Source organism: Streptosporangium sp. H16 (genome assembly GCF_051918855.1).
GTDB lineage: Bacteria > Actinomycetota > Actinomycetes > Streptosporangiales > Streptosporangiaceae > Streptosporangium.
This window is the reverse complement of the sequence record NZ_JBPXMD010000002.1, coordinates 251,668-273,937: the sequence shown is the minus strand read 5'-3', so window position 1 is coordinate 273,937 and position 22,270 is coordinate 251,668. Positions and strand designations below refer to the sequence as shown.

The window sequence follows — 22,270 nt, the reverse complement described above, 5'->3', positions numbered from 1 at the left end:
AGCTTCGTTCACGGGGCTCGAAACAGGTCCTGAGCGGGCAGGTACCGGCAGGGCCACCCAGGAGAAGGCGCGCCCGCAGGGCGTGTGCTCGAACGCCGGACATGGGATCGGCGGGCCGTCGCCGAGGCGACAACATGGACACCCCTCAACCTGTCGCCGAGGTGGCCATACGCACACCCCTCAACACGCGCGGCCGACTCGCGCCTGAAGCGTTTACCTGCTCTGAAGCGTCTACCTGCCGCGGTCCGCCGGGCGGCGGAAGACGCCGTACCACCAGGTCAGTGCCATCTCGCGGGCGAACGCGGCGTCGCCGCCGGGATCTCCGGCGGTCACGTGGTCGACGAGGGCCCGTTCGCCGCCCATGACGATCACCCGGGTGGCGCTCACCGGGTCGAGGTCGGCGGGGGCGCGGCCCGCGTCCTGCTCGGCGCGGAGCACTGCGATCGTCCAGTCCGTGAACTGGTTGACCTCCTTGCCCCAGAAGTCACGCACGGTCGCGTCGTAGGTGGCGACCTCGGCGATCGCCTGCCGTACGGCGGCGTGTTTCCGGTAGACCTTCACCACCCGCAGGAAGGCGTCCGCGAGACGTTCGGCGCCGTCCGACGGATCCCACGCCGAGGTGAGGTCGAACGAAGAGGCCATGAGCTCGGTGGCCAGACGCATGAGCAGGTCGATCTTGTCGCGGAAGTGGCTGTAGAAGGTCGAGCGGGCGACGCCGGCCTCGGTGGAGATCTGTTGCACGCCGAGCTCGGTGAAGTTCGCGCCGTTGATCAGAAGACGCTGCGTCGCGGCCAGGATCTCCGCCTCGGCCGAGGTGGGACGGCCGACGCCCGCGGTGCGTCGTCGGGTAATCGAAGGCATATCCGGATCCTAGGTCGTCGCTCGGCGGCGAACGGCGCGCTACACCTCGTCCGGACATCGTGTAGCGTAATTTTCGGACACGATGTCCGGACGCAGTGACCGAAAGGGCGCGAGACGCCCGGCCGCCTGCCGTGGACCGGACGTACACGCGAAGGAGTAGCTGGTGAAATATCGTCTGCTGGGACGTACCGGGGTCTGGGTCTCGGAGATCTCCCTGGGCGCGATGACGTTCGGCGGCAAGGATCACCCGGTGTTCCACAACCTCGGGGCACTCGGGCAGGAGGAAGCGGATCGGATCGTCGGCACGGCACTCGACGCCGGGATCAACTTCGTCGACACCGCCGACATCTACGCCGACGGCGAGAGCGAGGAGATGCTCGGCCGGGCGATCGGGCAGCGCCGGCGGGACGTGGTGCTCGCCACCAAGCTGTTCGCTCCGGTCGGGCCGGGGCCCAACGACCAGGGGCTTTCCCGTCTGCACGTGATGCGGGCCCTGGAGGACAGCCTGCGCCGGCTGCGGACCGATTACATCGACCTCTATCAGATCCACAACTACGACCGCCTGACGCCGCTCGAGGAGACGCTGAGCGCGCTCGACGACGCGGTACGACAGGGCAAGGTCCGCTACATCGGCTGTTCCAACCTCGCCGCCTGGCAGGTCAGCAAGGCGCTGGGCATCTCCGCGCTGCACGACCAGGCGAGGTTCGTCTCCAACCAGATTCAGTACTCGCCGGCGACGCGCGACGTCGAGCGCGAGCTGGTGCCGTTGGCGGAGGACGCGGGGCTGAGCCTGACGGTGTGGCAACCGCTTCTCGGCGGATTCCTCACGGGCAAGTTCGACCGCGGCGGGGTGACCACCGAACAGGACTCCCGCCGGGCCCGGAACGGCTTCGACTTCGTGCCGTTCGACGAGGAGAAGGGTTTCAAGGTGCTCGACGTGCTGCGGACCGTCGCCGCGCGGCACGAGGTGAGCCCCGCCCGGGTCGCGATCGCCTGGCTGCTCGCCCAGCGCGCCGTCACCAGCGTCATCGTCGGCGCGCGCAAGCTGGAACAGCTCACGGACAACATCGCTGCCAGTGACCTGACGCTCACCGAGCAGGATCTCGCTGAACTCGACGAGGCCGGCCGGCCGCCGGTCGCCTACCCGAACTGGATCCAGGAGTGGTCCGCCCAGGGACGGATCCCGGCCGGAAGCCTGGCCTGACGCGGCGCCTCGGGTGACAGGCGCGGGGGAACGGTCCGGCCTGACACCCGGAGCCCGCTCCCGGGTCGCCCGGCGACCGGGAGAGCGGTCAGGCCGGTCGCGCCGGTACGGAACCCCGGGGCGTCCGCATCATACGGACGGCGAGGAGGCTGGCCCAGAAGAAGCCGGTCGTGATCGAGATCCGCTGGAACAGGCCGCCAAGCTCGACGAATCCCTCGGTCTGGGAGAACCCCAGGCCGGCGACGACGAACGTGCCGATGAACACCAGGCCGCTGATCCCCGAGTAGACCGCCCAGCCGGGCTCGCCCCAGCCGGCGAAGCGCCGGGCGAACACGAAGCACGCGGCGGTCAGCGCGGCGAAGACGAGCAACGAGAACGGGAGGTCGTGAAGCCGGCCCTGCCAGGTGTGCTCTCCCTGCGCGGGCGAGCCGGGCGGGTAACCGCTGACCGGGTCGGTCGGGAAGACACCGGCGCCGATCAGCCCGATCGCGTACAGCCCGATCAGCAACGGCCCCCAGGTCGAGTGCCGTCCCGAGGCGGACAGGCCCCGGCGCAGGCCGACGGCGAAGACGAGCATCAGCAGGCCGGTGACGACGAAGTTGGCGACCTGCGCCCACCCGGACGGGCCGAGGGCCAGGGAGCTGACCGGATGACGCATCGGGTCGTAGTCGGGGCGGACGGCCCCCTGGACCAGGAAGGCGATGACGAACAGCGGTCCGCCCACCGCCCCGCACAGGTAGGAGAGATTGACTCGCGGCGCTTTCGGGGTGTTCGCCGGGGTATGCATCGCACCTTTCTAGCAGGGATCCCCCGTTTCCAGCAGGGATCTCCCGGCTGTCCGGATGAAGACGCCGGCGTTCGTACGGGGGAGGAGCCCGCCGGGTCAGGCGGGGCCGACACCGGAGATCTGGTAGCGCGCCACCTCGGCGTCGCGGATCACCGCCTCCTGGTCGTCGCCCGGCCCGGAACCCCGGAAGGCGTCGAGGGCCTTCTCCGACTCCCACCGCTCGTAGACGTTGATCCGGCCGGCGTCGACGAGGTCGGCGCCGAGCGTGAAGTCGAGGCAACCGGACGAGGCGCGAGCCTGCTCGACCACGCTCACGCACCCCCGGAGGTAGCCGTCACGAGCATCGGGGTCGACCCGGATCCAGCCTGAGACAATGATCATGACGTCAGGGTACGGTCCGCCACCGACAGAACCGCCGCCACGCGCGACCGGGTGATCGGCAGGCGCCGATCTTTCCGTGCCGTTCGCGCATATCAGGCGTCCGCCGGGCACGTAGGATTCGACGGCCGGGCAGGCGAGGCGAGAACGAGGACACGAGGACGTGGTGTGAGCTTTGATCTCGGAGTCTGGTTCGGGACCGAACCGATCACCGCGCGGGAGGCCCTTCTCCGGTATCTCGCCTGGGACGAGAGCGGAGCCGCCCCCGGTGAGCCGCGCCCGGAGGTGGCGGCCTTCTACGAGGAGCTGACGGCGCTCTTCCCTGACCTGACCGCCGAGAACTACGGCACCTCGCCCTGGTCGGAGCCGCTCACCGTGGGTGAGGACTTCGTGCTGATGAACGCCGTCTTCCCCCGGGCCGGAGAGGTGTGCCGAGCGGTCCTGGAAATGGTGCGTCGCCACCCCCTGGTGCTCTTCGAACGGTAGGACCGCGTCCTCATCCTTCGGCGCTCTGTTGCCGAGCAGGCGGACCGGTTGGTCGACTCGCAGTGACCGCCGCGTGCGCCGGTCAGCGGCTGACCGTGTCGACCGCGTCGGCCGGGCGCAGCAGGTCCAGGTCGGAGCGGCGGGGCAGGCTCTCCCAGTCGCCGTCGGCGGTGACGGCGAAGGCTCCCGCGGCGCCGGCCGTGGCCAGGCGCCGCTCGGGGGCCGCCCCGGCGAGGGTCTCGGCGATCCAGCCCGCGGCGAAGGCGTCCCCGGCGCCCACCGGGTCGAGCTCGACGACCCGGTGGGGCTCCGCGCGCCGTACGGCGCCGTCGGAGAGCTCGATCGCGCCGAGGGCGCCGCGCTTGATGAGGACGTGACGCGGGCCGAGGGCCGACAGGGCTCCGGCCAGGGTGAGCGGGTCGTCCCCCTCGACGACCAGCCGGGCCTCGGCCTCGGTCGCGAACAGGACGTCCACGGAGGCGACGGTCTCGCGCAGCGCGGCGGACGCCTCGGCGGGCGTCCACAGGGCGCGGCGGTAGTTGACGTCCATCGACACGATCGCGCCCGCGTCGCGGGCCTCGGCGATCGCGGCCCGCACCGCCTCGGCGGCGGACGCCGACAGCGCGAGCGTGATGCCCGTGACGTGCAGCACGCGTGCCGAGCGGATCAGCGAGACGTCCAGGTCGGAGGGGCGCAGCCGGGATCCGGCGCTCGCCGAGCGGTAGTAGCGCACGTCGACCGTCTCGGCCGTGCGCCTGCTCTTGATCATCAGGCCGGTGGGCGCCTCGGGGTCGACCCGCATCCCCCGCACGTCGACCCCCTCGCCGGCCAGCGTCGAGCGCAGCAGCTCGCCGAACTCGTCGGCGCCCACCCTGCCGATCCAGGCCGCGCGCCCGCCGAGGCGGGCGACGCCGATGGCCACGTTCGACTCCGCGCCGCCCACGCCGAGCCCGAAGTCGCGGGCGTGCCTGAGCGGGCCGGTGCGCCGCGCGGTGAACAGCGCCATGCTCTCACCGAGCGTTACCAGATCAGTCATGGAAAACGGGTCCTTAGGGAGTCGGCGGGCGGACTTCGTCGATCATCGGGTCGACCCGAGCTTACGGCGGTGCGGTGGACGGGGTTGCGGCTGCCGATGCGCGAGGCCATGCGCACGTTGGTCTCGTTCTCGACGAAGGACGGGCACCCACCTGGTTCCGTTTCTCCTCACTACCGATAATTTTTGCCTGGACCAGGGCAGAACTGTCCCTCGGGATGGTTGACAGGCCAAAATTGGTCCGTGGTCAGGATCGGATCGGTAGAGATGAGCGATTGTGAGAGTGAGCGACTTCCGCCAGTTCTGGGCCAGCTGTTCGCCGACGGAGCCGACGGGAGCGAGGGCGGCGACGGAACCGGCGGGGGCAGGGGCAGGAGGCTCTCGGTGGAGCTGCCGCCGGGGGACGTGGTGTGGCCCGACCCCGGTTACGCCCAGCTCGCCGTCCGTCGCCGTCCGGCGTTCTGGCTCAGCGAGGTGGCGGTCTCCGGCGAGTACTGGGCGCGGCTGAGGGCCCAGCACGAGCGGTCGGGCCTGTGGCCGGTGCTGCTGGAGGACTCCGTCCAGCCCTGGTCGGCCGGCCAGATCGCCCCGGACACGGCCGGTCAGATCGACAATTACCACGCCGCCGCGTTCATGGCCGAGGTGTGGTCCGACTGGATCGCCAAGGCCAACCTCGACCAGCTCGAACTGCTCGAGCCCTTCGGACCCGAGTGTCCCGGCCCGGCCCCCCCGGGCAGGCTCGCCGCCGACCCCGGCGTGGTCGCCGACTGGTACGCCGGGCTGGTGGCCGAGCGCAGGACCCCGCTCGGGCTCGTCGCGGTCGAGCGCGGGGCCGACGCCCTCGCCGTCATGGGCTGGCAGGGCGCCCTGAACCACAACGAGTGGATGGTCCCGCTCGCGGCCGTCGTGCGCAGCTGGGAGGACAGGTTCGGGGTGCGGGTGGTCGGGATGGGTTTCAACACCCTCGACCTCAGCGTCGCCGCGCCCCCGACCACCTCCGAGCACGCCCTGCACGTCGCCGCGGAGCACTGGACGTTCTGCCCCGACAGCATCATCCAGGGGGCGGGGAACCTCATCGACTACGCCGAGCAGATCAAGGGCAGGAACGCCTGGTCGTTCTGGTGGGACTGAGCGGGGCCGGGCGGGACCGATCGGCCGGGGACGACCCGCGAGGCGGGCTCCCCTTGAGCGAACCTTTGCGCAAAGGAACCGGCGGGCCGGGGGAGGGCTCACGGGGCGCGCGTTCTCCCGCGTGGATCTTCCGTGGATCTCCGGACGCGGGGCCTGGAACGGGGACAGGAACGGGGTTCCGGGGCTGGACACCGAGATGGGGGAGACATCCGTGCTGGTAGGACAGGTGTTGGCCTGGCGGGGCGATCGATGAGGCTTCCTTGAAGCTTGTAGGTAGATCTTCTGGGGTTTTCATGGTGTTTGCTTTGCTTTGTCCGGTTTGGGTGGGTAGTGTCCACAGTCATCGGTAGGCGACCTGCCCTTCACAAGAGGGAGCGGCCGGCCGACGTCGAATCCCGAGGGCCCCACAGGGGCCCCGGAGCCGGGGAACCACTTTTCCGGGGTGAATCCGCCGCGACCACGCGGCGGTAGGGCAACTCCACCGCCCGAACCCGTCAGCTAACCCGGTAGACGAGATGGAGAGGAGATCCCCTCATGGATCACCGCGTTACCACGTCGGTGCAGCCCTTGTCCGTGCCGACCACCTGAACTTTTCCCCCCTTCCGCCGACATCCCCCGTTCCCCCCGGACCTTCTCGCCGCGCCTGATCGCGGCACCTTCCAGATCGTGCTCCGCGTAGCGATTGCCCGAGATTCCGGCTACGCCCCCTTTTCCGACGAGCGCGTCCCCGCCCGTGCACCCCTTCGGTGTGTCGCACGTGGCTGCCCCGTTCCCTCGCGAAAGAGCCTTTTCTCCATGCGCCCCTTCTTTGGTTTGCACAAGAACGGCCTGAGCAAGTTCACCTGGCAGAAGAACAAGCCCCGCGGAAGCCGCCTCGCAGCCGCCGCCCTGGTCGGCGCGAGCGTCCTCGCCGCCACCGGTGTCGCGGTGGCGCTGCCCGCCTCCACCTGTTTCGCCGCCACCGCCGACCCCGAGGTCGGGGTGGCGAAGGCCAGCGCCGAGTCCGTCCTCCTCCAGGGCGCGACCACGGCCTCCTACTTCTGGGACGACTCCTCCGGCCGGGCCGGTGACACGGGTCTGCCCGCCAGCGGCCGGCCGATGCAGAAGGGCATGATCGCCAGCCCGAGCTGGCCCCTGCTCACCGAGGGCTACATCATCTACAAGGGCAAGAAGGCCAAGTTCTTCGTCGGCGACCGCGGCCCCGGTTCCCCCTCGAACCAGGGCATTATGATCGACATCGACGCCAAGACCTTCGCCGACCTGACCGGTGGAACGTTCAACGCCGGCACGCTCGGCGTGGACGGCAACGGCGGGATGGGCCACATCGACATCCAGTACGTGGTCACCAAGTGGGGTAACGGTACGGGGATAAAGAACCACCCCGTCGCGTTCTCCACCGGTGCCTGGAGCCGCAGGGACACCAGCCCGGCCAAGCCCCCGACGGTCGTCTTCGCCAAGGCCCAGGAACTGGGGATAGGCGTGCAGACCCAGCTGGTGAGCGCCGCGGCGCGGCCGTGGGCCGGCAAGCCCAAGGTCATGGTCGAGCCCGCCTCCTGGCACGCCCCGGCCGGCGTGGCCGTCGCCGGTGCCCGCGCCGCCGAGATCGGCGCGGGGAAGGGCTGAGCCGGCGCCGCCGCCCTCCGGAGACCCCCGCCGGAGTCCTCCGGGAACGCTCAGAAAAGACGCAGAAAGGACTCCGGTGCGGTCCGTGCCTCCCGGGGCACGGACCGCACCGGAGGATCAGACCTCGAGCTTCTCCTCGATGCCGCGCAGGGTGTGCCGCGCGAGCGCGAGGTTGGCCCGGTTCCGGTCGAGAGCCAGGTAGAGGAACAGCCCTTTGCCACTCCGGCCCGAGATCGGGCGGATCACGTGGTACTGCGTGCCGAGCGTGATGAGGATGTCCTCGATGCCGTCCTTGAGGCCGAGCGACTCCATGGTCCGCATCTTGGCCTTGACGACCTCGGTGTTACCCGCGGCCGCGATCTGGAGGTCGAGGTCCTTGGACCCGCCGAGCGCGCCCAGCGCCATCCCGCTGTTGTAGTCGACGACGACCGCGCCGACGGCACCGTCGATCGCCATCATCTCCTTGAGCGAGATGTCCATGTTGCCCATTGCTGTCTCCGATCACTGGGGTATCGATGTGCGCGAGCCGGCGGCGGCCAGTCTGGCCGCCGTCTTGCGGCCCTCCAGCCGGAGCAGCCCGAGGTTGGTCCCCGGGCGCGCCAGGACTGTGAGGACGATCTTGGGTCCGGCGGCGTAGAACGCCGCGTAGCCGTTGGTGCCGGAGATCAACGTCTCCTCGAAGGTGCCCTTGCCGGCCATGCTCGTCATCCGGCGGCTGAGAGCCAGCACCGCGGAGGAGAGCGCCCCGGTCTGCTCGGTGTCCCTGTCCAGATCGCTCGCTATCGTCAGACCGTCGACGCTGCACGCGATGCTCCCGTTCACGTCGGGTACGCGTTCTCGCAGCGCCGCCATCTCGCGCCGTATCTCCTCACGCAGTTCCACCGGCATCCTCCTTCCGATCAGCTTCAGCGTCCGCAGCCTTATCGGCATGTGACCGGGCTCAAGTCGCTCAAGTCGCTCAAGTCATGGCCTCCAATGCGTTCCTGAGCCGGATGAGCAGGCTGACGTCGGCCGGGTCCCCGTTCGCCCTGGGGAGCCAGTCCGACGTCTCCGGAGAACCCGTGCCGGCCGCCGGGATCTCCGTGGCACCCCTCGTCCGCCTGGGCAGCGGTGCCGGTGCCTCGGGAGTCCCGGGAGTCCCGGGAGTCTCTGCCGGAGCGGGCTCCGGGAGGCGGAGCAGCCCGGACGAGGCGAGCTGCCGTACGGCGAGCAGCACCGAGTACGCGGGACGGCCCAGCTTGCGCGCCAGGTCGGCGGGGGTCGCCGTGGAGTCGGCGCCGACGAGCACCTCCCACTGGAGCGAGCTCAGCACCACCCGCTGGGCGCCGATGCGCCCGAGCGGGACGACCGGGAGCGTGTCCAGCTCCGCGGACGGCCAGGTCTGTTCCAACTGCGCCTTCCTTCGCTCGCACTCCCGGAGCAGGCCGGTCGCGTCGAAGTACCACTGCGGTCCGAGCCAGTGCCGCTCTCCCCGCCGGAACCTGGGCCGGTGCCCGGTGGCCTGCAGCAGGAAGTACGCGGCGTCGAGCACCGCGCTCAGCACGCAGAACTCCAGTTCCCCCCTGGTGAGCAGGCCCCGCGCGACCAGCTGCTCGCCCCCCGACGGCTGGGGGGCCCGCGCGTCAGGTGGCCGGCGGCTGGCGGCCTGCCTGACCTGCCGTACGGCGTGGGCGGATATCCCGCGGCAGGCGCCCAGCAGGTCCTCCAGCCGGGGGGCCGCCGCGCTCTCGGCGTAGGTCACGCGACCGTCGGTGAGGTAGATGACCCCCGCCTTGCCGAGTCGCAGGGAGCCGGTGGCGTGGTCGCCGGCGAGCCCGCTGAGGATGTTCTCGACGTTCGGCATGATTTCACGTCGATATCAGACGGCCGGAAAGGGCCTGGAGTCGGTGGCGGGCCAGTGCCAGGTTCGAGCGTTCGAGATCGAGCCTGACATAAATGACCAGAGGGCCGTCGAAAAGCGTTTCCAGCGGCCGCAGCAAATGGTGGCCGCCGTCCGTGGTGATGATCATGTCGTTGATCCGGACCGTACCGCCGGGCGAGGCGAGGGCGAGCCCGTCGAGCGTCGCGCGCAGGGTCTCGCTCAGCCCCGCGGCCAACCTCTCCACGTCGGCGTGGCGGCTCGCGCCGCCGGTGGCCACCGCGGTCCCGCTGGTCTGATCGATGAGGATCGCGTCCAGGGCGCCGGGGATGGCCATTACCTCGGTGAGGCAGTCTTCGATTCCGAGCACGTGCTCTCCCTCGCCAGCGACTTCAAGCGTCGCCCGGTCAGCGTAGGGACACCTCTCGGTAACCGAACTTCCTGGCTAGGGCTTTGATAGGAGAAGGCGTACGATTCTCCAACCGAGTAGGAAGTTACATACCCTGGGTGGAAATCAACCCGTTGGGTCGTCGGTGATGAGTGCCTTTTCGTCCGGCTTGAAAACAAGAATGTTCTTCACGTAGGAATTCACCGCGGCGGGCAGCCCGACGTCGTTCCCGGCCTCCTCCGACATGTACCAGCGGTGGTCGAGCACCTCGTGGAAGAACTGGGCGGGCTCCAGCTTGCCCCGCAGCTCCTGGGGCACGGCCAGCACCGTGGGCTGGAAGACCTCGGCCAGCCAGCGGTGGGCCACGATCGCCTCGTCCTCGTGGCGGAGGCCGTGCGACACGCGGAAGGAGTCGAGGTCGTTGAGGAGGCGCCTGGCCTGGTTCTCCTCCACGTCCAGGCCGGTCAGCCGCAGCAGCCTGCGCTGGTGGTGCCCGGCGTCCACGACCTTGGGCCGGACGATCAGCCGCCCGGTGCCCGCCTTGCGGCGGACCATCATCTCCGCGACGTCGAACCCCAGGGAGTTCAGCCGGCGGATCCGCTGGTCGATCATGTGCCAGTCGACCTCGTCGATGATGTCGTCGGAGGTGAGCTCGCTCCAGAGACGGTGGTAGCGGCGGACGACCGAGTCGGCGATCTGCTCGGGGTCGATGGAGGGGTGCAGCAGCTCGCCCGCCTCCAGGTCGAGCATCTCGCCGAAGATGTTGGTGTGCGCGACGTCGATGTCGTACAGTCGCTGGCCCTCGCTGAGCATGGGGTGCAGCTCGCCGGTCTCGGCGTCGACCAGGTAGGCGGCGAAGGAGCCCGCGTCCCGGCGGAACAGGACGTTCGACAGCGAGCAGTCGCCCCAGTAGAAGCCGCTGATGTGCAACCGCACGAACAGCACGGCCAGGGCGTCGAGCAGCCGGTTGAGCGTCTCCGGCCGGACCGTCCCGGACATGACCGCGCGGTAGGGCAGGGAGAACTGCAGGTGCTGGGTGACGAGCGCCGAGTCGAGCGGCTCGCCGTTCGCGTCGGTCCGCCCGGTGACCACGGCCACCGGCTCGACGGACGGGGTGTCCATCCGGCTCAGATCCCACAGCAGGCGGTACTCGCGCTTGGCGTAGTACTCGCTGATCTCCTTGATCGCGTACACCTTGCCCGACAGGCGGGCGAAACGCACCACGTGCCGGGAGATGCCGCGGGGCAGGGAGACCAGCCGGTGCTCGGGCCACTGCTCCAGCGGGACGTCCCAGGGCAGGCGGATGAGGTCCGGATCGCTCGGGGCGCCGGTGAGCTGGAGGGGCATGCGGTCAGTCCTCGCGACGGGAAGTCCGGCGGTGTGCCGGTCGGACGGGTGGTCGTGCCGTGGTCAGTCCTCGCGGCGGGGGAAGGCGGGCGGGTCGAAGGCACGCCGGACCACGTCGGCGAGCTGCTCCTCGGTGAGCACGCGGGGCTCGCCGACGCCCTTGGCCCGTACGTAGACCTCGCAGAGCCACTCCAGCAGCCGGGTCGCCTCGAAGGCCCCGTCCAGGTCGTCGCCGATCGTGACCCCGCCGTGGTTGGCCAGCAGCGCGGCACGCCTGTCCTTGAGGGCGGCCCTGACGGAGGCGGCGAGCTCGGGGGTGCCGTAGGTGGCGTACTCGGCGACCCTGACGGTCCCGCCGAGCAGCAGGACGTTGTAGTGGATCGGCGGCAGCTCGCTCATGGTCGTGGCGACCACGGTGCCGAAGACGGAGTGGGTGTGCACGACGGCGCCCGCGCCGGTGGCCGTATAGACCGCCAGGTGCATGGGGGTCTCCGAGGACGGCCGCAGGTCGCCCTCGACGAGGTGGCCCTCGATGTCGACGACCGGGCAGGCCTCGGGCTCCAGCCGGTCGAGGGAGACGCCACCGGGCGTCACTGCGACCAGGTCGCCCGCGCGCACGCTGAGATTTCCCGCGGTCCCGACGACCAGTCCGGTCGCGGCGGCCCGGTGGCCGTACTCACACAGCAGTCGGCGCTGCTCGGCCAGCAACATGTCCCCAAAAGTAGGGGGTTGCGGTATCAGGCGGCAAACCCTCATTATCTGGTCTAGACCGGTTGTTGCTCCTCGATGACCGGGGAGCATGGTTCCTTTACCTTTCCATCGGCCGCGCGTCAACGGTTTGCCGGGAAATATCGGCTACTGTGTGCCGTTCTGTCATTGGATTGTACTTCCCTGGCGTTTGGTTTCTACCGGATATGTCGCGAGGACATCACGGCTCGGTCTAGACCGGATACGAGCTCTTGACGGTGGACTCCGGGGGTACGTACCTTCGGGCAAACGTTTAGGAAACTTTCCTAATTGATCCCCCGTTCAGGAGGGTTACATGTCCAACTCGGCCGGTACGCCCGGAGATATCACCCGGCGGCAGATGCTCCGCCGGATCGGCATGAGCGCTCTGATCGCCGGCCCCGGCGCCGGACTGCTCACCGCCTGCGCCACCAGTGGCGGCGCGGCCCCCGCGGCCCCGGCCTCCGCGGCCCCCTCGGCGGGCGGCGCGGTCTCCGCGGCGAACCCGTTCGGCGTCGCCGCGGACGCGCCGCTTGAGGTCGTCATCTTCAAGGGCGGCCTGGGTGACAGCTACGCGACCGAGGTCCACGAGCCGCTGTACAAGAAGGCGTTCCCGCAGGCGCAGATCAAGCACGTCGCCACCCAGCAGATCGCGCAGACCCTGCAGCCGCGGTTCGCCGGTGGCGACGTCCCCGACATGATCGCCAACTCCGGCACCGACCTGATGGACAACGGCGCCCTGCAGCAGGAGGGCCAGCTCCTGGAGCTCACCGAGCTGTGGGACGCCCCCTCGATCGACGACCCGAGCAAGAAGGTGCGAGACATGGTCGCGCCGGGCACCGTCGAGTCGGGCCTCATCAGCGGCAAGCCCTACCTGATGAACTACGTCTTCTCCGCGTACGGCCTCTGGTACGACTCCGCGCTGTTCGAGAAGAACGGCTGGACCCCGCCGAAGACCTTCGAGGAGTTCAAGGCGTTCGCCGAGAAGGCCAAGGCCGCCGGGATCACCCCCTTCGCGTACGCGGGCAAGAACGCCGCCTACTACGCGTACTGGATGATCCTCATCTCCGCCGCGAAGATCGAGGGTAACCAGATCCTGGTCGACGTCGACAACCTCGTCGACGGTGTCTGGCAGCGCGACGCCATGAAGCAGTCCGCCGCGGCCTGGGCCGAGATCGCCAAGTACATGGACAAGTCCTTCGAGGGCCTGATCCACACCGCGGTTCAGCTCCGCCAGAACGAGGGCAAGGTCGCCTTCTACCCCTCCGGTTCCTGGCTGGAGAACGAGCAGAAGGACCAGACCCCGGAGACCTTCAAGTACGCGCTGGCGCCCACCCCCAGCGTCACCGCCGCCGACAAGATGCCCTACGAGGCCATCCGCGCCGCCGCCGGCGAGGCCTACATCGTCCCCGCCAAGGCCAAGAACCCCAAGGGCGGCCTGGAGTACCTGCGCATCATGCTCTCCAAGGAGGGCGCGCGCGGCTTCACCGAGAAGTCGGGCAACATCACCGTCGTGACCGGTGCCGCCGACGGCCTGGAGCTGTCGCCCGGCAACGCGAGCCTCAGCGCCGCGCAGACCGCCGCCGGCCAGAACATCGTCACCTTCAGCAGCTTCGAGAACTGGTACAAGGAGTTCGAGACCGAGCTGCGCAAGCAGACCAACGCGCTCATGTTCGGCCGCATCTCCGCCGACGAGTTCTGCGAGAAGATGCAGAAGGCCGCCGACAAGACCAAGGCCGACTCGTCCATCACCAAGCAGAACCGGACGGTGTAGCTCCCGATGCGGCAGGGCAAGTATCCGTTCATCGTCGGCTTTCTCGCCGCGCCGGTCCTTCTCTACGTGGTCTTCGTGATCAGCCCGTACATCCAGGCTTTCTACATCTCGATGACCAACTGGAAGGGCATCTCGGCGAACCCTCAGTTCATCGGCCTGGAGAACTTCACCAGGCTCTTTGACGACGAGGTCTTCTGGGCCGCGGTGCGCCACCACGGTGTTCTGTTACTTGTCATGCCGCTGGTCACGATCGTGATCGCCCTGTTCTTCGCCTTCCTGCTCAACCTGAGCGGCGGGCAGCGGGGCGGCCGGATGACCGGGATCTGGGGTTCGAAGGTCTATCGTGTGATCTTCTTCCTGCCCCAGGTCCTGGCCGTGGCCATCGTCGGCGTACTCTTCCAGGCGATCTACAGCCCGGAGCGGGTCGGCGTGGTCAACGGTCTGCTCGACAAGATCGGGGTGGAGCCGGTCGGATGGCTGATCGACCCCGACCTCGCCCTGTGGACGATCATCAGCGTGATGGTCTGGCAGGCCGTCGGCTTCTACGTGGTGCTCTTCTCCGCCGGGATGTCCTCCATTCCGGCGGACGTGTTCGAGGCCGCCGCGCTCGACGGCGCGGGCCGGTTCACCCTGTTCTTCAGGATCACGATCCCGCTGCTGTGGGACACCATGCAGGTCGCCTGGGTCTACCTCGGCATCGCCGCCTTCGACGCCTTCGCCCTGGTCCAGGTCCTCTCGGTCGACCGGGGCGGGCCCGACAACTCCACGACGGTGCTGCCGATGGAGATCTGGCGCACGGCGTTCAACTTCTCCAAGTTCGGCTACGCGTCGGCGATGGGCGTGGCGCTGTTCTTCATGACCATCACGTTCGCCGCCCTCACCCTGCGCGTGACCCGGCGCGAGAGGATCGAGTTCTGATGGCCACGGACACGGCGCGCAAGCCCGACGCCACCCGCCCCTCCGCCCCCGCGCGCGCCGGGCGCCGCGTGAAGAACCCGCTCGGGGTCTTCGGCGCGCTGTCCCACGTCGCGCTGCTGGTCTGGGCGATCCTGATCGTCGGCCCGATCGTCTGGACGTTCCTGGCCTCCTTCAAGACCAACGCCGAGATCTTCGGGGACGCCATCACCCTCCCGGCCTCCTTCGGCTGGGACGCCTGGGGCCGGGCCTGGGAGAAGGCGCACATCGGCCAGTACATGCTGAACACCGTCTTCGTGGTGGCGTGCAGCACGGCGGGCACCATGCTCCTGGGCTCGATGGCCGCGTACGTGCTGGCCCGCTACACCTTCCCCGGCAACAGGCTCATCTACTTCCTGTTCGTGTCGGGCATGACGTTCCCCGTCTTCCTCGCACTGGTCCCGCTGTTCTTCGTGGTGAAGAACCTCGGCCTGATCGACACCCACCTCGGCCTGATCCTGGTCTACATCGCCTACTCGCTGCCGTTCACCGTCTTCTTCCTGTCGGCGTTCTTCAAGACGCTGCCCACCTCGGTGGCCGAGGCGGCGATGATGGACGGCTGCTCGCACACCCGGACGTTCTTCCAGGTCATGATGCCGATGGCCAAGCCGGGCCTGATCAGCATCACGATCTTCAACATCCTGGGCCAGTGGAACCAGTATCTTCTGCCGATCGTGCTGCTCTCCGGCAACGTCGAGAACAAGTGGGTGATCACCCAGGGTGTCGCCAACATCTCCACCAGCGCCGGGTACGAGGCCGACTGGCCGGGCCTGTTCGCCGCGCTGAGCATGGCCATCATTCCCGTCATGATCATTTACATCATCTTCCAGCGCCAGATCCAGTCGGGCCTCACCTCCGGCGCCGTCAAATGACCGGATCCGGTCAAAATACGAGCTCCGGCGAGTAATCCCAGGAGTGTCGTCGGGAGTCGTTCATATTCGGAACGACTCCTGTCCCCTCCCCACGGAGAACCCGACACATGGCCCTCCTCGACCAGGACTTCCCCTTCCCCTTCTTCGGCGCGGGGGAGGCGAGCTACTACATGTGGGCCGAGGTGCACGTACGCTTCGCCCGCCAGCCGAGCACCTCCCAGCGCGCGGTCATCGTCGACACCGTCCCGGCGCCCCTGCGCGGGGCGCTCGACTGGTGCGAGGGCCGCCAGCTGATGGTGGCCAGCGGCCTGTTCCTGCACGGCACGGTGGTCCGCTCCTACCCGGTCGCCCCCGGCGAGTCCGACCGCATCGGCGACGACGGCTGGATGTACGCAGCCCCCTCCCGGATCGCCGCGCTCAACGCCGACATCGAGAGATGGCTGCTGCGCATCCACCGGGAGTGCCCGATCCTGGCGGCCTACCGCGCGGAAGACCCCGACAGCGGCGGCACCCGCCTGTCGGACTGGCACGAGTGGAGCCTCGCCCGGATGCCCGGCCTGCTGCCCGAGCTGGAGCCCCTCCTCGACCAGGCCAGCCACGCCACCTCCATGGCCCAGGGCATCATGGCCATGGCCCGCCGCGCCGGAAGCCTGCCCAGGCTTGGCGTCTTCGCCGGAGACATGATCTCCTGGGGGGATGAACCTGCTTGACGACTCCGCGGTGGACGAGCGGCTGACCGGCCTGCCCGAGTGGCGGCGCGAGGGCGACGAGATCCGCCGCACGATCACCGCCACCGACTTCCCCGCCGCGATCCGCATCGTGGACGAGATCGCGGTCGAGGCCGAGAAGCTCGACCACCACCCCGACATCGACATCCGCTGGCGCACCCTCCACCTGGCGCTCAGCACGCACAGCGCGGGTGGCCTGACGGAGCTCGACTTCACCCTGGCCGCCCGCATCGACGAGATAGTCTCGGCCGGCGCCTGAACCGCTCCTCGGCCGATCATGACCGATCCGGGACACGGGCCGCGGGAGTTCGGCCGGACGCCGTCCTCGCCCCTCGCGGAGCTCGACGACCCCCGGCTCGCCCGCGCGGGCGTACGCGTGATCCTGAAGCGCGACGACCTGATCCACCCGCTCCTGCCGGGCAACAAGTGGCGCAAGCTCAAGTACAACCTCGCGCGGGCCGCCGAGCTGGGCCACGAGACCCTGCTCACCTTCGGCGGTGCCTACTCCAACCACGTGCGGGCCGTCGCCGCGTCCGGAGCCCGCTTCGGGTTCCGGAGCGTCGGCGTCATCCGGGGCGAGGAGCACCTGCCGCTCAACGACGTGCTGGCCTTCGCCGCGCGCTCGGGGATGCGGCTCGTCTACATGGATCGCACCACCTACCGCGCGAAGGGCACCGCGCCCGTGGTCGAGGAACTCCACCGCAGGTTCGGCCGGTTCTACCTGCTGCCCGAGGGCGGCAGCAACGAGGAGGCCGTCCGCGGCTGCGCCGAACTCCCCGGGGAGATCGACGTGCCGTTCGACGTCGTGTGCTGCCCCGTCGGCACCGGGGGCACGCTCGCGGGCATCGCCGCGGGGCTGGCCGCCGGGCAGCGGGCCCTGGGCTTCTCCGTCCTGCGGGGAGCGCGGTTCCTGGCCGACGACGTCGCCAGGCTCCAGGTGGCCACCTACGGCGAGGTGTCGGCCAACTGGACGATCGACCACGACTTCCACGCCGGGGGCTACGCCAGGCGCGCTCCCGGACTGGACGCGTTCGCCGACGACTTCGCCCGCCGGCACGGGATGTCGCTCGACCGGATCTACGTGGCGAAGATGATGTGGGGCGTCTTCACCCTGGCGGAACGCGGGGCCTTCCCCAGGAACACCACGGTCGTCGCCGTGGTGACGGGTCCGATGGAGACGGCTCCGTCCTCCCGCCCCGCGCGGGCCGACGACGACGGGCGTCTCCGGCCCCCGCCGTGAGCTCCGCCTTCCCGCGCGGCGCGGGGACCGTCCGGCCCCCGCCGCGGATCTCCGGGACGGCGTGGCCTGGAGTGGTCAATACCGAGCGTGGTCGTATGATCACTAGATATGGTGGGCGCTGCTCTTCTCCGGCCCGGTCAAGGAGATCGTGGATGCGCATTCTGGGAGTTCTCGCCGCCGTCGCCCTGCTCTGCGCGGGCTGCGGCGAGCAGGTCGCCGCGCCCCATCCGGCCGGGCACAGTCCCAGCGCGGGTCCGAGCGCCGAGGGGATCCGCCTCGCCGGGGGCGGCACGTTCACCAGTCCCGCGCCGCGCGCCACCGTCATCGTCTACGACACCGCGCTGGTGCCCCCCGGAGCCTCGGCGCGGGTCACCGTGGAGTCGGGAGCGGTGCTCGCCACCGCCAAGGTCATCGTCAAGGGCATGCTCCACAATCGCACCTACGGGGCGCACCTGCACGTCAACGCGTGCGGTTTCAAACCGGAGGACGCCGGGCCGCACTACCGGCACTCCCACACCCAGGCGAGCGCCGAGAACGAGGTCTGGCTCGATTTCACCACCGACGTCCGGGGCGACGCCATCGCCACCACCACCCAGGACTGGGCGCTCGTCCCGGGCCGGCTGCCCAGGTCGCTCGTGATCCACGCCAAGCCCACCCGCACCACCGGCACCAAGGCAGGCGATGCCGGCCCCCGCGTCGCCTGCGTCACCCTCACCGAACGCTAGGCCCGGCACGGACCCGGCATGAGCCCGGCGGCGGGCCCCGGTGCCGGGGTCATGGCGCCCCCGGCCGCGATGTTCCGATCCGCGCCGGAGGCCGGGCTCCGCATCGGGTCCCGGAGGCCGGGCTCCGCGCCGGATCCCGGCCTCCGGGCCGCGTGTTCCGCGATCAGGCGTGGCCGGCGGGGATGGTGCCGAGACGGCCGGCCTGGTAGTCCTCGAACGCCTTCGCCAGCTCCGCCTGGGTGTTCATCACGAACGGCCCGTAGTGCGCGACCGGCTCGCCGATCGGGCGGCCGCCGAGCACGATGACCTCCAGGTTGGGGCTGCGGCTCTCCTGGGTGCCTGCCGCCGAGAGCGTGATGGTCTCGCCGTCGGTGCCCAGGCCGGGAAGGTTGCCGAAGCCGTCGAAGACGGCCAGCTGGCCCGACTCGATCGGCTGCCGGTCGCCGCCGACGGTGCCGCGTCCCGACAGGACGTACGCGAGCGCGTTGAAATCCTTGCGCCAGGGGAGCGTCAGCCGGGAACCGGGGCTGAGGGAGGCGTGCAGCAGGGTGATCGGCGTCCGGGTGGAGCCGGGGCCGGTGAACTCGCCGACCTCGCCCGCGATGAGGCGGACCAGCGCTCCGCCGTCGTGGCTGCTGAGCAGCACGACGTTGGTCCTGCCGATGTCCTGGTACTTCGGCGCGACCATCTTCTCGCTGCCCGGCAGGTTGACCCAGAGCTGGATCCCGTGAAACAGGCCGCCCTTCTGGACCAGCCACTCCGGGGGAGCCTCCTTGTGCAGGATGCCGCCACCGGCCGTCATCCACTGGGTGTCGCCGTCGGAGATCGTGCCCCCGCCGCCGTGCGAGTCGGCGTGGTCCATCACGCCGTCGATCATGTAGGTGACGGTCTCGAAGCCCCGGTGCGGGTGCCAGGGGGTGCCCTTGGGCTCGCCCGGCGCGTAGTCGACCTCACCCATCTGGTCCATCATGATGAACGGGTCGAGATACTGGGACTTGATCGTCGCGAGTGCCTTGCGGACCGGGAAGCCCTCTCCCTCGAATCCGCTCGGTGCGGTGGTGACGGCCAGCACCTGGCGCTCGCGGGTCGCGTTCAGCGGCTGCGGCAGGCGGGGCAGGGTCAGCGGGTTCTCTACGGTCACGGCCGGCATTGCGGGTTCCTTTCGGCGATGTTCGCCGGTGATAACTCAGTTGATGTTTCAACTATTCCATGACGGACGAGGCCGTGACAACGAAGTGCCACGGCCTCGCCGGCGAAGCCCGCCCGCCTGCCCGCCCACCTGCCCGGCCGCCTGCCCGGGGGCCACCTTCCGGCGGCTGTTCACCGCCGCCCCTGGAAGGGACTACTTTCCGGTGGCCAGCGCGAAGCCGCCCCGGCTCAGCGAGATCAGCTCGGGGGCCGTGACCCGCTCGTCCAGCGCGCCGGCGGGGTCGCTGGTCAGCGCGGTCACGACGTAGGTCCTCCCCCCGGCCGAGCGGGCCAGGTACGACAGGTCGAAGACCCCCATCTCGGAACCGCCCTTGGCCCAGACCAGCGGCCACTTCTTCTCGTCGAGCCCGAGGCCGACGTCGTTGGCGGACATCACCGCGCTCACCTGCTTGCCGCTCAGCTTGAGAAGCCCCGCGTAGGCCCGGCAGACGTCGCGGGGCGAGCCGAACCACTCCAGCGTGTCGATCTCCCTGGGCTTCTGCCAGAGCACGATGTCCGACAGCGACTGCCCGGCGACCGTGTCCTTCAGGTAGGCGCGCTTGCCGGCGGTGTCGAGCGCCAGGTAGGCGCGGGCCTGCGCGGGGTGGTTCACGCCCTTGAGCAGGAAGACCTCGCGCGTGGTGAGGAAGGGGAGGTTCCGCTCGGGATGGCTCGACCACCGCCGCACCTTGGCCTCCACCGCCTTGCGGCCGACCGTGTGGATCAGGACGTCGGTGGCGGTGTTGTCGCTGATCGAGATCATCAGCTTGGCGGCCTCCCTGACCGTGGTGGTGCTGCCGTCGGGGCGGCCCGTCAGCCCGTCCTCGCCCAGGCTCTTCCACTCGGGCTTGATCGTGATCTTGGTGTTCCAGCTCAGCCCGCCGTCGCGGATCTTCTCGGCCACGGCGCCCAGCACGTACAGCTTGAAGATCGAGCCCAGCGGCCGGACCGTGTCCGGCGCCACGGCGTGCGCGACGTCGCACCTGCCCCGCGCGTCGATCTCGGCGGCCAGGAAGCCCACCCGCGGCGCGACCTCGCGGAGCCGGGCGTTGAATTGCTTCCAGCTCTTGGGAGCGGCGGGCACGGAGGGCTCGGGGGGCGTCAGCCCGAGCAGGTTGATCTTCCCGTCGCCGTCCACCCCGAGCTGCAGGGCGAACGCCTGCTCGCCGATCACCCCGGTCCCGGCCAGCGCGGACGGCGTCTCCTTGGTCAGCTTCTCCAGGCGGAACCCCTTCGACGCCTTGAGGAAGGCGTTGACGCCGTTGACCGTGAGCGACGACAGGTAGCCGGAGTTGAGATGCTCCTTGAGCTCGCTCTCCGCCAGCGGTGCCCGGTCCGGCGCGCCGAGGAACCAGCGCAGCTGCCGGCCGGCGGGGCTGTCCGGGATCTCCGGCTCGGCGAAAGGTCTTCCCGCCGTGACCGTCCCAGCCGTGACCGCCCTCGCTGTGACCGCCCCGGTCGTGACCGCCGACGCGGGGACGGCCAGTGGCAGGGCCGCCACCGGAACGGCCGTGACGGCGACGGCGGCGGCGAGCAGGCGCTTCGATCGGAACGGCAACCGCATGAGATGCTCCTTGGGATGTTCTCCGGCGTTGCGGCCATCTCCCCGATGGCCCTCATCCGAAACTAGGAAGCGTTCCCGGCTCGCGACACCCGGCGGTCCTCCGTCCCGCCGGTGCGGTGAACCGCACCGGATGTGCGGACAACCCCCTGGACGGCGGAGCCTGCGGCAGGTCACCCTACGTCCCATGACGTCCACGGCTTCCCGAACCGTTCCGGCACCCGCGTCACCGTCGGGCCCGCCGGGCCCGCCGGGCCCGTCGGCGTCCGCCCTGGTCCGCCCCCTCGCCGTGTCCATGGCCGCGGTGTCGGTGGTCGGGATGGTCGCGGGCGGCGTGCTGGAGGCCGGTATGTCCGTGCCGTTCAGCCAGTGGCTGTTCGTGGTGGCCTGCGCCCTCCTGCCCTCGGTCGGCCTGCTCATCGCGGCCAGGCGCCCCGACAACCCCTACGGCTGGCTGCTACTGGTCACCGCCGCCTGCCTCGGCCTCGGCTGCCTCGGCGTGGGCGTCCTGGTGGCGTACGGCGACGCTCACGGCCCCCTCGCCGTAGCCGGCGCGCTGCTCACCTCGCTGTTCTCCGGCTTCTACGGTCTGAGCTGGGTGTTCATCCCGCTGATCTTCCCCGACGGCAGGTTGCCCTAGCCGCGCTGGCGTCCGGTCGCCCGGATCGCGGGGGCGGCGATCCTCCTGCACTGGCTGGGCATCCTGCTGAGTCCCGACGAGGTCTACGCCTCGACCTTCTCGTACGGCAACCCGCTGGGGCTCGAAGGCACGGCCGGGCTGCTCGCCGCCCTGGTGGGCGGGTTCGGGCAGCTGGTGGTCTTCCTCGTGGCGCTGTCGGTGCTGGCCTCCCTCGTACTGCGCCGGAGGCGCGGCACCCTCGTCGAGCGACGCCGCCTCCGCTGGATGATCCTCGGGATGGTGGCCGCCCTGGGCGGCTCCGTGACAACAATGATCTTCGGGCAGGGTGGCCAGGCGGTGAGCTGGGTCGGCGTCGTGACGGCGGTGGCCGCGCTGCCCGCGGTGATCGCCACCGTCGTGTTCCGCCACAACCTGCTCGACATCCGGATGGCGGTCAGGGGCTCCAGGCTCTTCCTGGTCTTCGACCTCAGGCCGACGGTGGACGAGCTCCTGACGGAACTCGGGCCGGGCCTGGAGGAGGCGGACCCGGTGGAGCAGCTGGGCAGGCTGGCGGAGGCCGTACGGGCGGGCCTGGAGACGCGGTGGGCCGCCGTGACGCTCGCGGACGGCACGCGGGTGGTGGCGGGCAGGGAGGACGGGGCACAGCAGCAGCTCATCGCGCTGATCGCGGGACTGGAGCTGGCCCGCGCCACCGGCGGTGGCCCCGGAAGCCTGGCTCTCCTGCGTGAGCAGGCCCGCCAGACCCTCGCCGACCTGCGGTAACTGG

At 69.9% G+C, this 22,270-nt stretch carries 25 protein-coding genes and 1 riboswitch; of the genes, 13 read left to right on the top strand and 12 right to left on the bottom strand.

The features are described from left to right. Positions 1-231: 231 nt before the first annotated feature. Positions 232-861 (bottom strand): TetR/AcrR family transcriptional regulator, encoded by a 630-nt coding sequence (locus ACTOQ2_RS04255; RefSeq protein ID WP_440098357.1) that lies wholly within the window; start codon positions 859-861, stop codon positions 232-234. A 163-nt stretch (positions 862-1,024) separates the two neighbouring features. On the opposite strand from ACTOQ2_RS04255, the gene ACTOQ2_RS04250 reads away from it, so the two are divergent. Next, complete coding sequence (locus ACTOQ2_RS04250; RefSeq protein ID WP_440098355.1) at positions 1,025-2,065, top strand: aldo/keto reductase; 1,041 nt, start codon at positions 1,025-1,027, stop codon at positions 2,063-2,065. Between the two features lie 88 nt (positions 2,066-2,153). Here ACTOQ2_RS04250 and ACTOQ2_RS04245 read toward each other — a convergent pair whose 3' ends face one another. Together ACTOQ2_RS04245 and ACTOQ2_RS04240 are read right to left on the bottom strand one after the other, a co-directional pair. Continuing rightward, positions 2,154-2,852 carry a DUF998 domain-containing protein gene (locus ACTOQ2_RS04245; RefSeq protein WP_440065738.1) on the bottom strand — a complete coding sequence of 233 codons (699 nt, stop codon included), beginning with the start codon at positions 2,850-2,852 and terminating at the stop codon, positions 2,154-2,156. A gap of 96 nt (positions 2,853-2,948) precedes the next feature. Then, positions 2,949-3,233 carry a putative quinol monooxygenase gene (locus ACTOQ2_RS04240; RefSeq protein ID WP_440098354.1) on the bottom strand — a complete coding sequence of 95 codons (285 nt, stop codon included), beginning with the start codon at positions 3,231-3,233 and terminating at the stop codon, positions 2,949-2,951. Between the two features lie 165 nt (positions 3,234-3,398). Here ACTOQ2_RS04240 and ACTOQ2_RS04235 point away from each other — a divergent pair, with 165 nt between their 5' ends. Beyond that, positions 3,399-3,716 (top strand): hypothetical protein, encoded by a 318-nt coding sequence (locus ACTOQ2_RS04235; RefSeq protein ID WP_440065740.1) that lies wholly within the window; start codon positions 3,399-3,401, stop codon positions 3,714-3,716. An 82-nt stretch (positions 3,717-3,798) separates the two neighbouring features. Here the strand turns inward: ACTOQ2_RS04235 and ACTOQ2_RS04230 are convergent, their stop codons facing one another. Beyond that, positions 3,799-4,752, bottom strand: a complete 954-nt coding sequence (locus ACTOQ2_RS04230) for a sugar kinase (protein ID WP_440098353.1) — start codon at positions 4,750-4,752, stop codon at positions 3,799-3,801. Between the two features lie 264 nt (positions 4,753-5,016). Between ACTOQ2_RS04230 and ACTOQ2_RS04225 the strand changes: the two genes are divergently transcribed. Further along, on the top strand, positions 5,017-5,880 hold the full coding sequence (locus ACTOQ2_RS04225; protein WP_440098352.1) for a DUF4253 domain-containing protein: 864 nt from the start codon (positions 5,017-5,019) through the stop codon (positions 5,878-5,880). A 376-nt stretch (positions 5,881-6,256) separates the two neighbouring features. Next, a riboswitch (cyclic di-AMP (ydaO/yuaA leader) is annotated at positions 6,257-6,408 on the top strand. 267 nt (positions 6,409-6,675) lie between these two features. Further along, positions 6,676-7,503, top strand: a complete 828-nt coding sequence (locus ACTOQ2_RS04220; protein WP_440098351.1) for a hypothetical protein — start codon at positions 6,676-6,678, stop codon at positions 7,501-7,503. Positions 7,504-7,620: 117 nt separating this feature from the next. Here the strand turns inward: ACTOQ2_RS04220 and ACTOQ2_RS04215 are convergent, their stop codons facing one another. The 6 genes from ACTOQ2_RS04215 to ACTOQ2_RS04190 form a co-directional block, all read right to left on the bottom strand. Further along, a complete protein-coding gene (locus ACTOQ2_RS04215; protein ID WP_440098350.1) occupies positions 7,621-7,992 on the bottom strand; it encodes a hypothetical protein in 372 nt (123 codons plus the stop codon). A 12-nt stretch (positions 7,993-8,004) separates the two neighbouring features. Beyond that, on the bottom strand, positions 8,005-8,391 hold the full coding sequence (locus tag ACTOQ2_RS04210) for a roadblock/LC7 domain-containing protein (RefSeq protein ID WP_440098349.1): 387 nt from the start codon (positions 8,389-8,391) through the stop codon (positions 8,005-8,007). 70 nt (positions 8,392-8,461) lie between these two features. Further along, positions 8,462-9,346 carry a hypothetical protein gene (locus ACTOQ2_RS04205; RefSeq protein ID WP_440098348.1) on the bottom strand — a complete coding sequence of 295 codons (885 nt, stop codon included), beginning with the start codon at positions 9,344-9,346 and terminating at the stop codon, positions 8,462-8,464. 4 nt (positions 9,347-9,350) lie between these two features. Next, a complete protein-coding gene (locus ACTOQ2_RS04200) occupies positions 9,351-9,731 on the bottom strand; it encodes a roadblock/LC7 domain-containing protein (RefSeq protein WP_440098347.1) in 381 nt (126 codons plus the stop codon). 144 nt (positions 9,732-9,875) lie between these two features. Further along, a complete protein-coding gene (locus tag ACTOQ2_RS04195; protein WP_440098346.1) occupies positions 9,876-11,096 on the bottom strand; it encodes a DUF4032 domain-containing protein in 1,221 nt (406 codons plus the stop codon). Between the two features lie 63 nt (positions 11,097-11,159). Continuing rightward, positions 11,160-11,807: a class II aldolase/adducin family protein gene (locus ACTOQ2_RS04190; protein WP_440098345.1), complete on the bottom strand. Its 648-nt coding sequence runs from the start codon at positions 11,805-11,807 to the stop codon at positions 11,160-11,162. A gap of 331 nt (positions 11,808-12,138) precedes the next feature. Here ACTOQ2_RS04190 and ngcE point away from each other — a divergent pair, with 331 nt between their 5' ends. From ngcE to ACTOQ2_RS04155, 7 genes are all read left to right on the top strand, one after another. Continuing rightward, positions 12,139-13,596, top strand: coding sequence for an N-acetylglucosamine/diacetylchitobiose ABC transporter substrate-binding protein (gene ngcE / locus ACTOQ2_RS04185; protein WP_440098344.1), 1,458 nt, complete (start codon positions 12,139-12,141; stop codon positions 13,594-13,596). Positions 13,597-13,602: 6 nt separating this feature from the next. Then, complete coding sequence (locus tag ACTOQ2_RS04180) at positions 13,603-14,514, top strand: carbohydrate ABC transporter permease (protein ID WP_440098343.1); 912 nt, start codon at positions 13,603-13,605, stop codon at positions 14,512-14,514. Continuing rightward, positions 14,514-15,422, top strand: a complete 909-nt coding sequence (locus tag ACTOQ2_RS04175; protein ID WP_440098342.1) for a carbohydrate ABC transporter permease — start codon at positions 14,514-14,516, stop codon at positions 15,420-15,422. Before ACTOQ2_RS04180 ends, ACTOQ2_RS04175 begins: the two co-directional genes overlap by 1 nt. A 107-nt stretch (positions 15,423-15,529) precedes the next feature. After that, positions 15,530-16,132, top strand: a complete 603-nt coding sequence (locus ACTOQ2_RS04170; protein ID WP_440098341.1) for a hypothetical protein — start codon at positions 15,530-15,532, stop codon at positions 16,130-16,132. Beyond that, positions 16,119-16,409 carry a 4a-hydroxytetrahydrobiopterin dehydratase gene (locus ACTOQ2_RS04165; RefSeq protein ID WP_440065755.1) on the top strand — a complete coding sequence of 97 codons (291 nt, stop codon included), beginning with the start codon at positions 16,119-16,121 and terminating at the stop codon, positions 16,407-16,409. Before ACTOQ2_RS04170 ends, ACTOQ2_RS04165 begins: the two co-directional genes overlap by 14 nt. An 18-nt stretch (positions 16,410-16,427) precedes the next feature. Then, positions 16,428-17,390 (top strand): 1-aminocyclopropane-1-carboxylate deaminase/D-cysteine desulfhydrase, encoded by a 963-nt coding sequence (locus tag ACTOQ2_RS04160; RefSeq protein ID WP_440098340.1) that lies wholly within the window; start codon positions 16,428-16,430, stop codon positions 17,388-17,390. Positions 17,391-17,542: 152 nt separating this feature from the next. Further along, positions 17,543-18,115, top strand: coding sequence for a superoxide dismutase family protein (locus tag ACTOQ2_RS04155; RefSeq protein WP_440098339.1), 573 nt, complete (start codon positions 17,543-17,545; stop codon positions 18,113-18,115). 163 nt (positions 18,116-18,278) lie between these two features. Here the strand turns inward: ACTOQ2_RS04155 and ACTOQ2_RS04150 are convergent, their stop codons facing one another. Beyond that, positions 18,279-19,265 carry a pirin family protein gene (locus tag ACTOQ2_RS04150; protein ID WP_362687463.1) on the bottom strand — a complete coding sequence of 329 codons (987 nt, stop codon included), beginning with the start codon at positions 19,263-19,265 and terminating at the stop codon, positions 18,279-18,281. Positions 19,266-19,457: 192 nt separating this feature from the next. Further along, positions 19,458-20,867 carry a serine hydrolase gene (locus tag ACTOQ2_RS04145; RefSeq protein ID WP_440098338.1) on the bottom strand — a complete coding sequence of 470 codons (1,410 nt, stop codon included), beginning with the start codon at positions 20,865-20,867 and terminating at the stop codon, positions 19,458-19,460. A gap of 184 nt (positions 20,868-21,051) precedes the next feature. Between ACTOQ2_RS04145 and ACTOQ2_RS04140 the strand changes: the two genes are divergently transcribed. Both ACTOQ2_RS04140 and ACTOQ2_RS04135 read left to right on the top strand, forming a co-directional pair. Continuing rightward, positions 21,052-21,504: a hypothetical protein gene (locus ACTOQ2_RS04140; RefSeq protein ID WP_440098337.1), complete on the top strand. Its 453-nt coding sequence runs from the start codon at positions 21,052-21,054 to the stop codon at positions 21,502-21,504. Between the two features lie 153 nt (positions 21,505-21,657). Next, positions 21,658-22,266: a hypothetical protein gene (locus ACTOQ2_RS04135; protein ID WP_440098336.1), complete on the top strand. Its 609-nt coding sequence runs from the start codon at positions 21,658-21,660 to the stop codon at positions 22,264-22,266. Positions 22,267-22,270 lie beyond the last annotated feature (4 nt).

Excerpts from the sequence above, each read along its gene's own strand:
- ACTOQ2_RS04255 (WP_440098357.1), bottom strand. The coding sequence starts at position 861 with ATGCCTTCGATTACCCGACGACGCACCGCGGGCGTCGGCCGTCCCACC.
- ACTOQ2_RS04245 (WP_440065738.1), bottom strand. The coding sequence starts at position 2,852 with ATGCATACCCCGGCGAACACCCCGAAAGCGCCGCGAGTCAATCTCTCC.
- ACTOQ2_RS04240 (WP_440098354.1), bottom strand. The coding sequence starts at position 3,233 with ATGATCATTGTCTCAGGCTGGATCCGGGTCGACCCCGATGCTCGTGAC.
- ACTOQ2_RS04230 (WP_440098353.1), bottom strand. The coding sequence starts at position 4,752 with ATGACTGATCTGGTAACGCTCGGTGAGAGCATGGCGCTGTTCACCGCG.
- ACTOQ2_RS04225 (WP_440098352.1), top strand. The coding sequence starts at position 5,017 with ATGAGCGATTGTGAGAGTGAGCGACTTCCGCCAGTTCTGGGCCAGCTG.
- ACTOQ2_RS04220 (WP_440098351.1), top strand. The coding sequence starts at position 6,676 with ATGCGCCCCTTCTTTGGTTTGCACAAGAACGGCCTGAGCAAGTTCACC.
- ACTOQ2_RS04215 (WP_440098350.1), bottom strand. The coding sequence starts at position 7,992 with ATGGGCAACATGGACATCTCGCTCAAGGAGATGATGGCGATCGACGGT.
- ACTOQ2_RS04210 (WP_440098349.1), bottom strand. The coding sequence starts at position 8,391 with ATGCCGGTGGAACTGCGTGAGGAGATACGGCGCGAGATGGCGGCGCTG.
- ACTOQ2_RS04205 (WP_440098348.1), bottom strand. The coding sequence starts at position 9,346 with ATGCCGAACGTCGAGAACATCCTCAGCGGGCTCGCCGGCGACCACGCC.
- ACTOQ2_RS04195 (WP_440098346.1), bottom strand. The coding sequence starts at position 11,096 with ATGCCCCTCCAGCTCACCGGCGCCCCGAGCGATCCGGACCTCATCCGC.
- ACTOQ2_RS04190 (WP_440098345.1), bottom strand. The coding sequence starts at position 11,807 with ATGTTGCTGGCCGAGCAGCGCCGACTGCTGTGTGAGTACGGCCACCGG.
- ngcE (WP_440098344.1), top strand. The coding sequence starts at position 12,139 with ATGTCCAACTCGGCCGGTACGCCCGGAGATATCACCCGGCGGCAGATG.
- ACTOQ2_RS04180 (WP_440098343.1), top strand. The coding sequence starts at position 13,603 with ATGCGGCAGGGCAAGTATCCGTTCATCGTCGGCTTTCTCGCCGCGCCG.
- ACTOQ2_RS04175 (WP_440098342.1), top strand. The coding sequence starts at position 14,514 with ATGGCCACGGACACGGCGCGCAAGCCCGACGCCACCCGCCCCTCCGCC.
- ACTOQ2_RS04170 (WP_440098341.1), top strand. The coding sequence starts at position 15,530 with ATGGCCCTCCTCGACCAGGACTTCCCCTTCCCCTTCTTCGGCGCGGGG.
- ACTOQ2_RS04165 (WP_440065755.1), top strand. The coding sequence starts at position 16,119 with ATGAACCTGCTTGACGACTCCGCGGTGGACGAGCGGCTGACCGGCCTG.
- ACTOQ2_RS04160 (WP_440098340.1), top strand. The coding sequence starts at position 16,428 with ATGACCGATCCGGGACACGGGCCGCGGGAGTTCGGCCGGACGCCGTCC.
- ACTOQ2_RS04155 (WP_440098339.1), top strand. The coding sequence starts at position 17,543 with ATGCGCATTCTGGGAGTTCTCGCCGCCGTCGCCCTGCTCTGCGCGGGC.
- ACTOQ2_RS04150 (WP_362687463.1), bottom strand. The coding sequence starts at position 19,265 with ATGCCGGCCGTGACCGTAGAGAACCCGCTGACCCTGCCCCGCCTGCCG.
- ACTOQ2_RS04145 (WP_440098338.1), bottom strand. The coding sequence starts at position 20,867 with ATGCGGTTGCCGTTCCGATCGAAGCGCCTGCTCGCCGCCGCCGTCGCC.
- ACTOQ2_RS04140 (WP_440098337.1), top strand. The coding sequence starts at position 21,052 with ATGACGTCCACGGCTTCCCGAACCGTTCCGGCACCCGCGTCACCGTCG.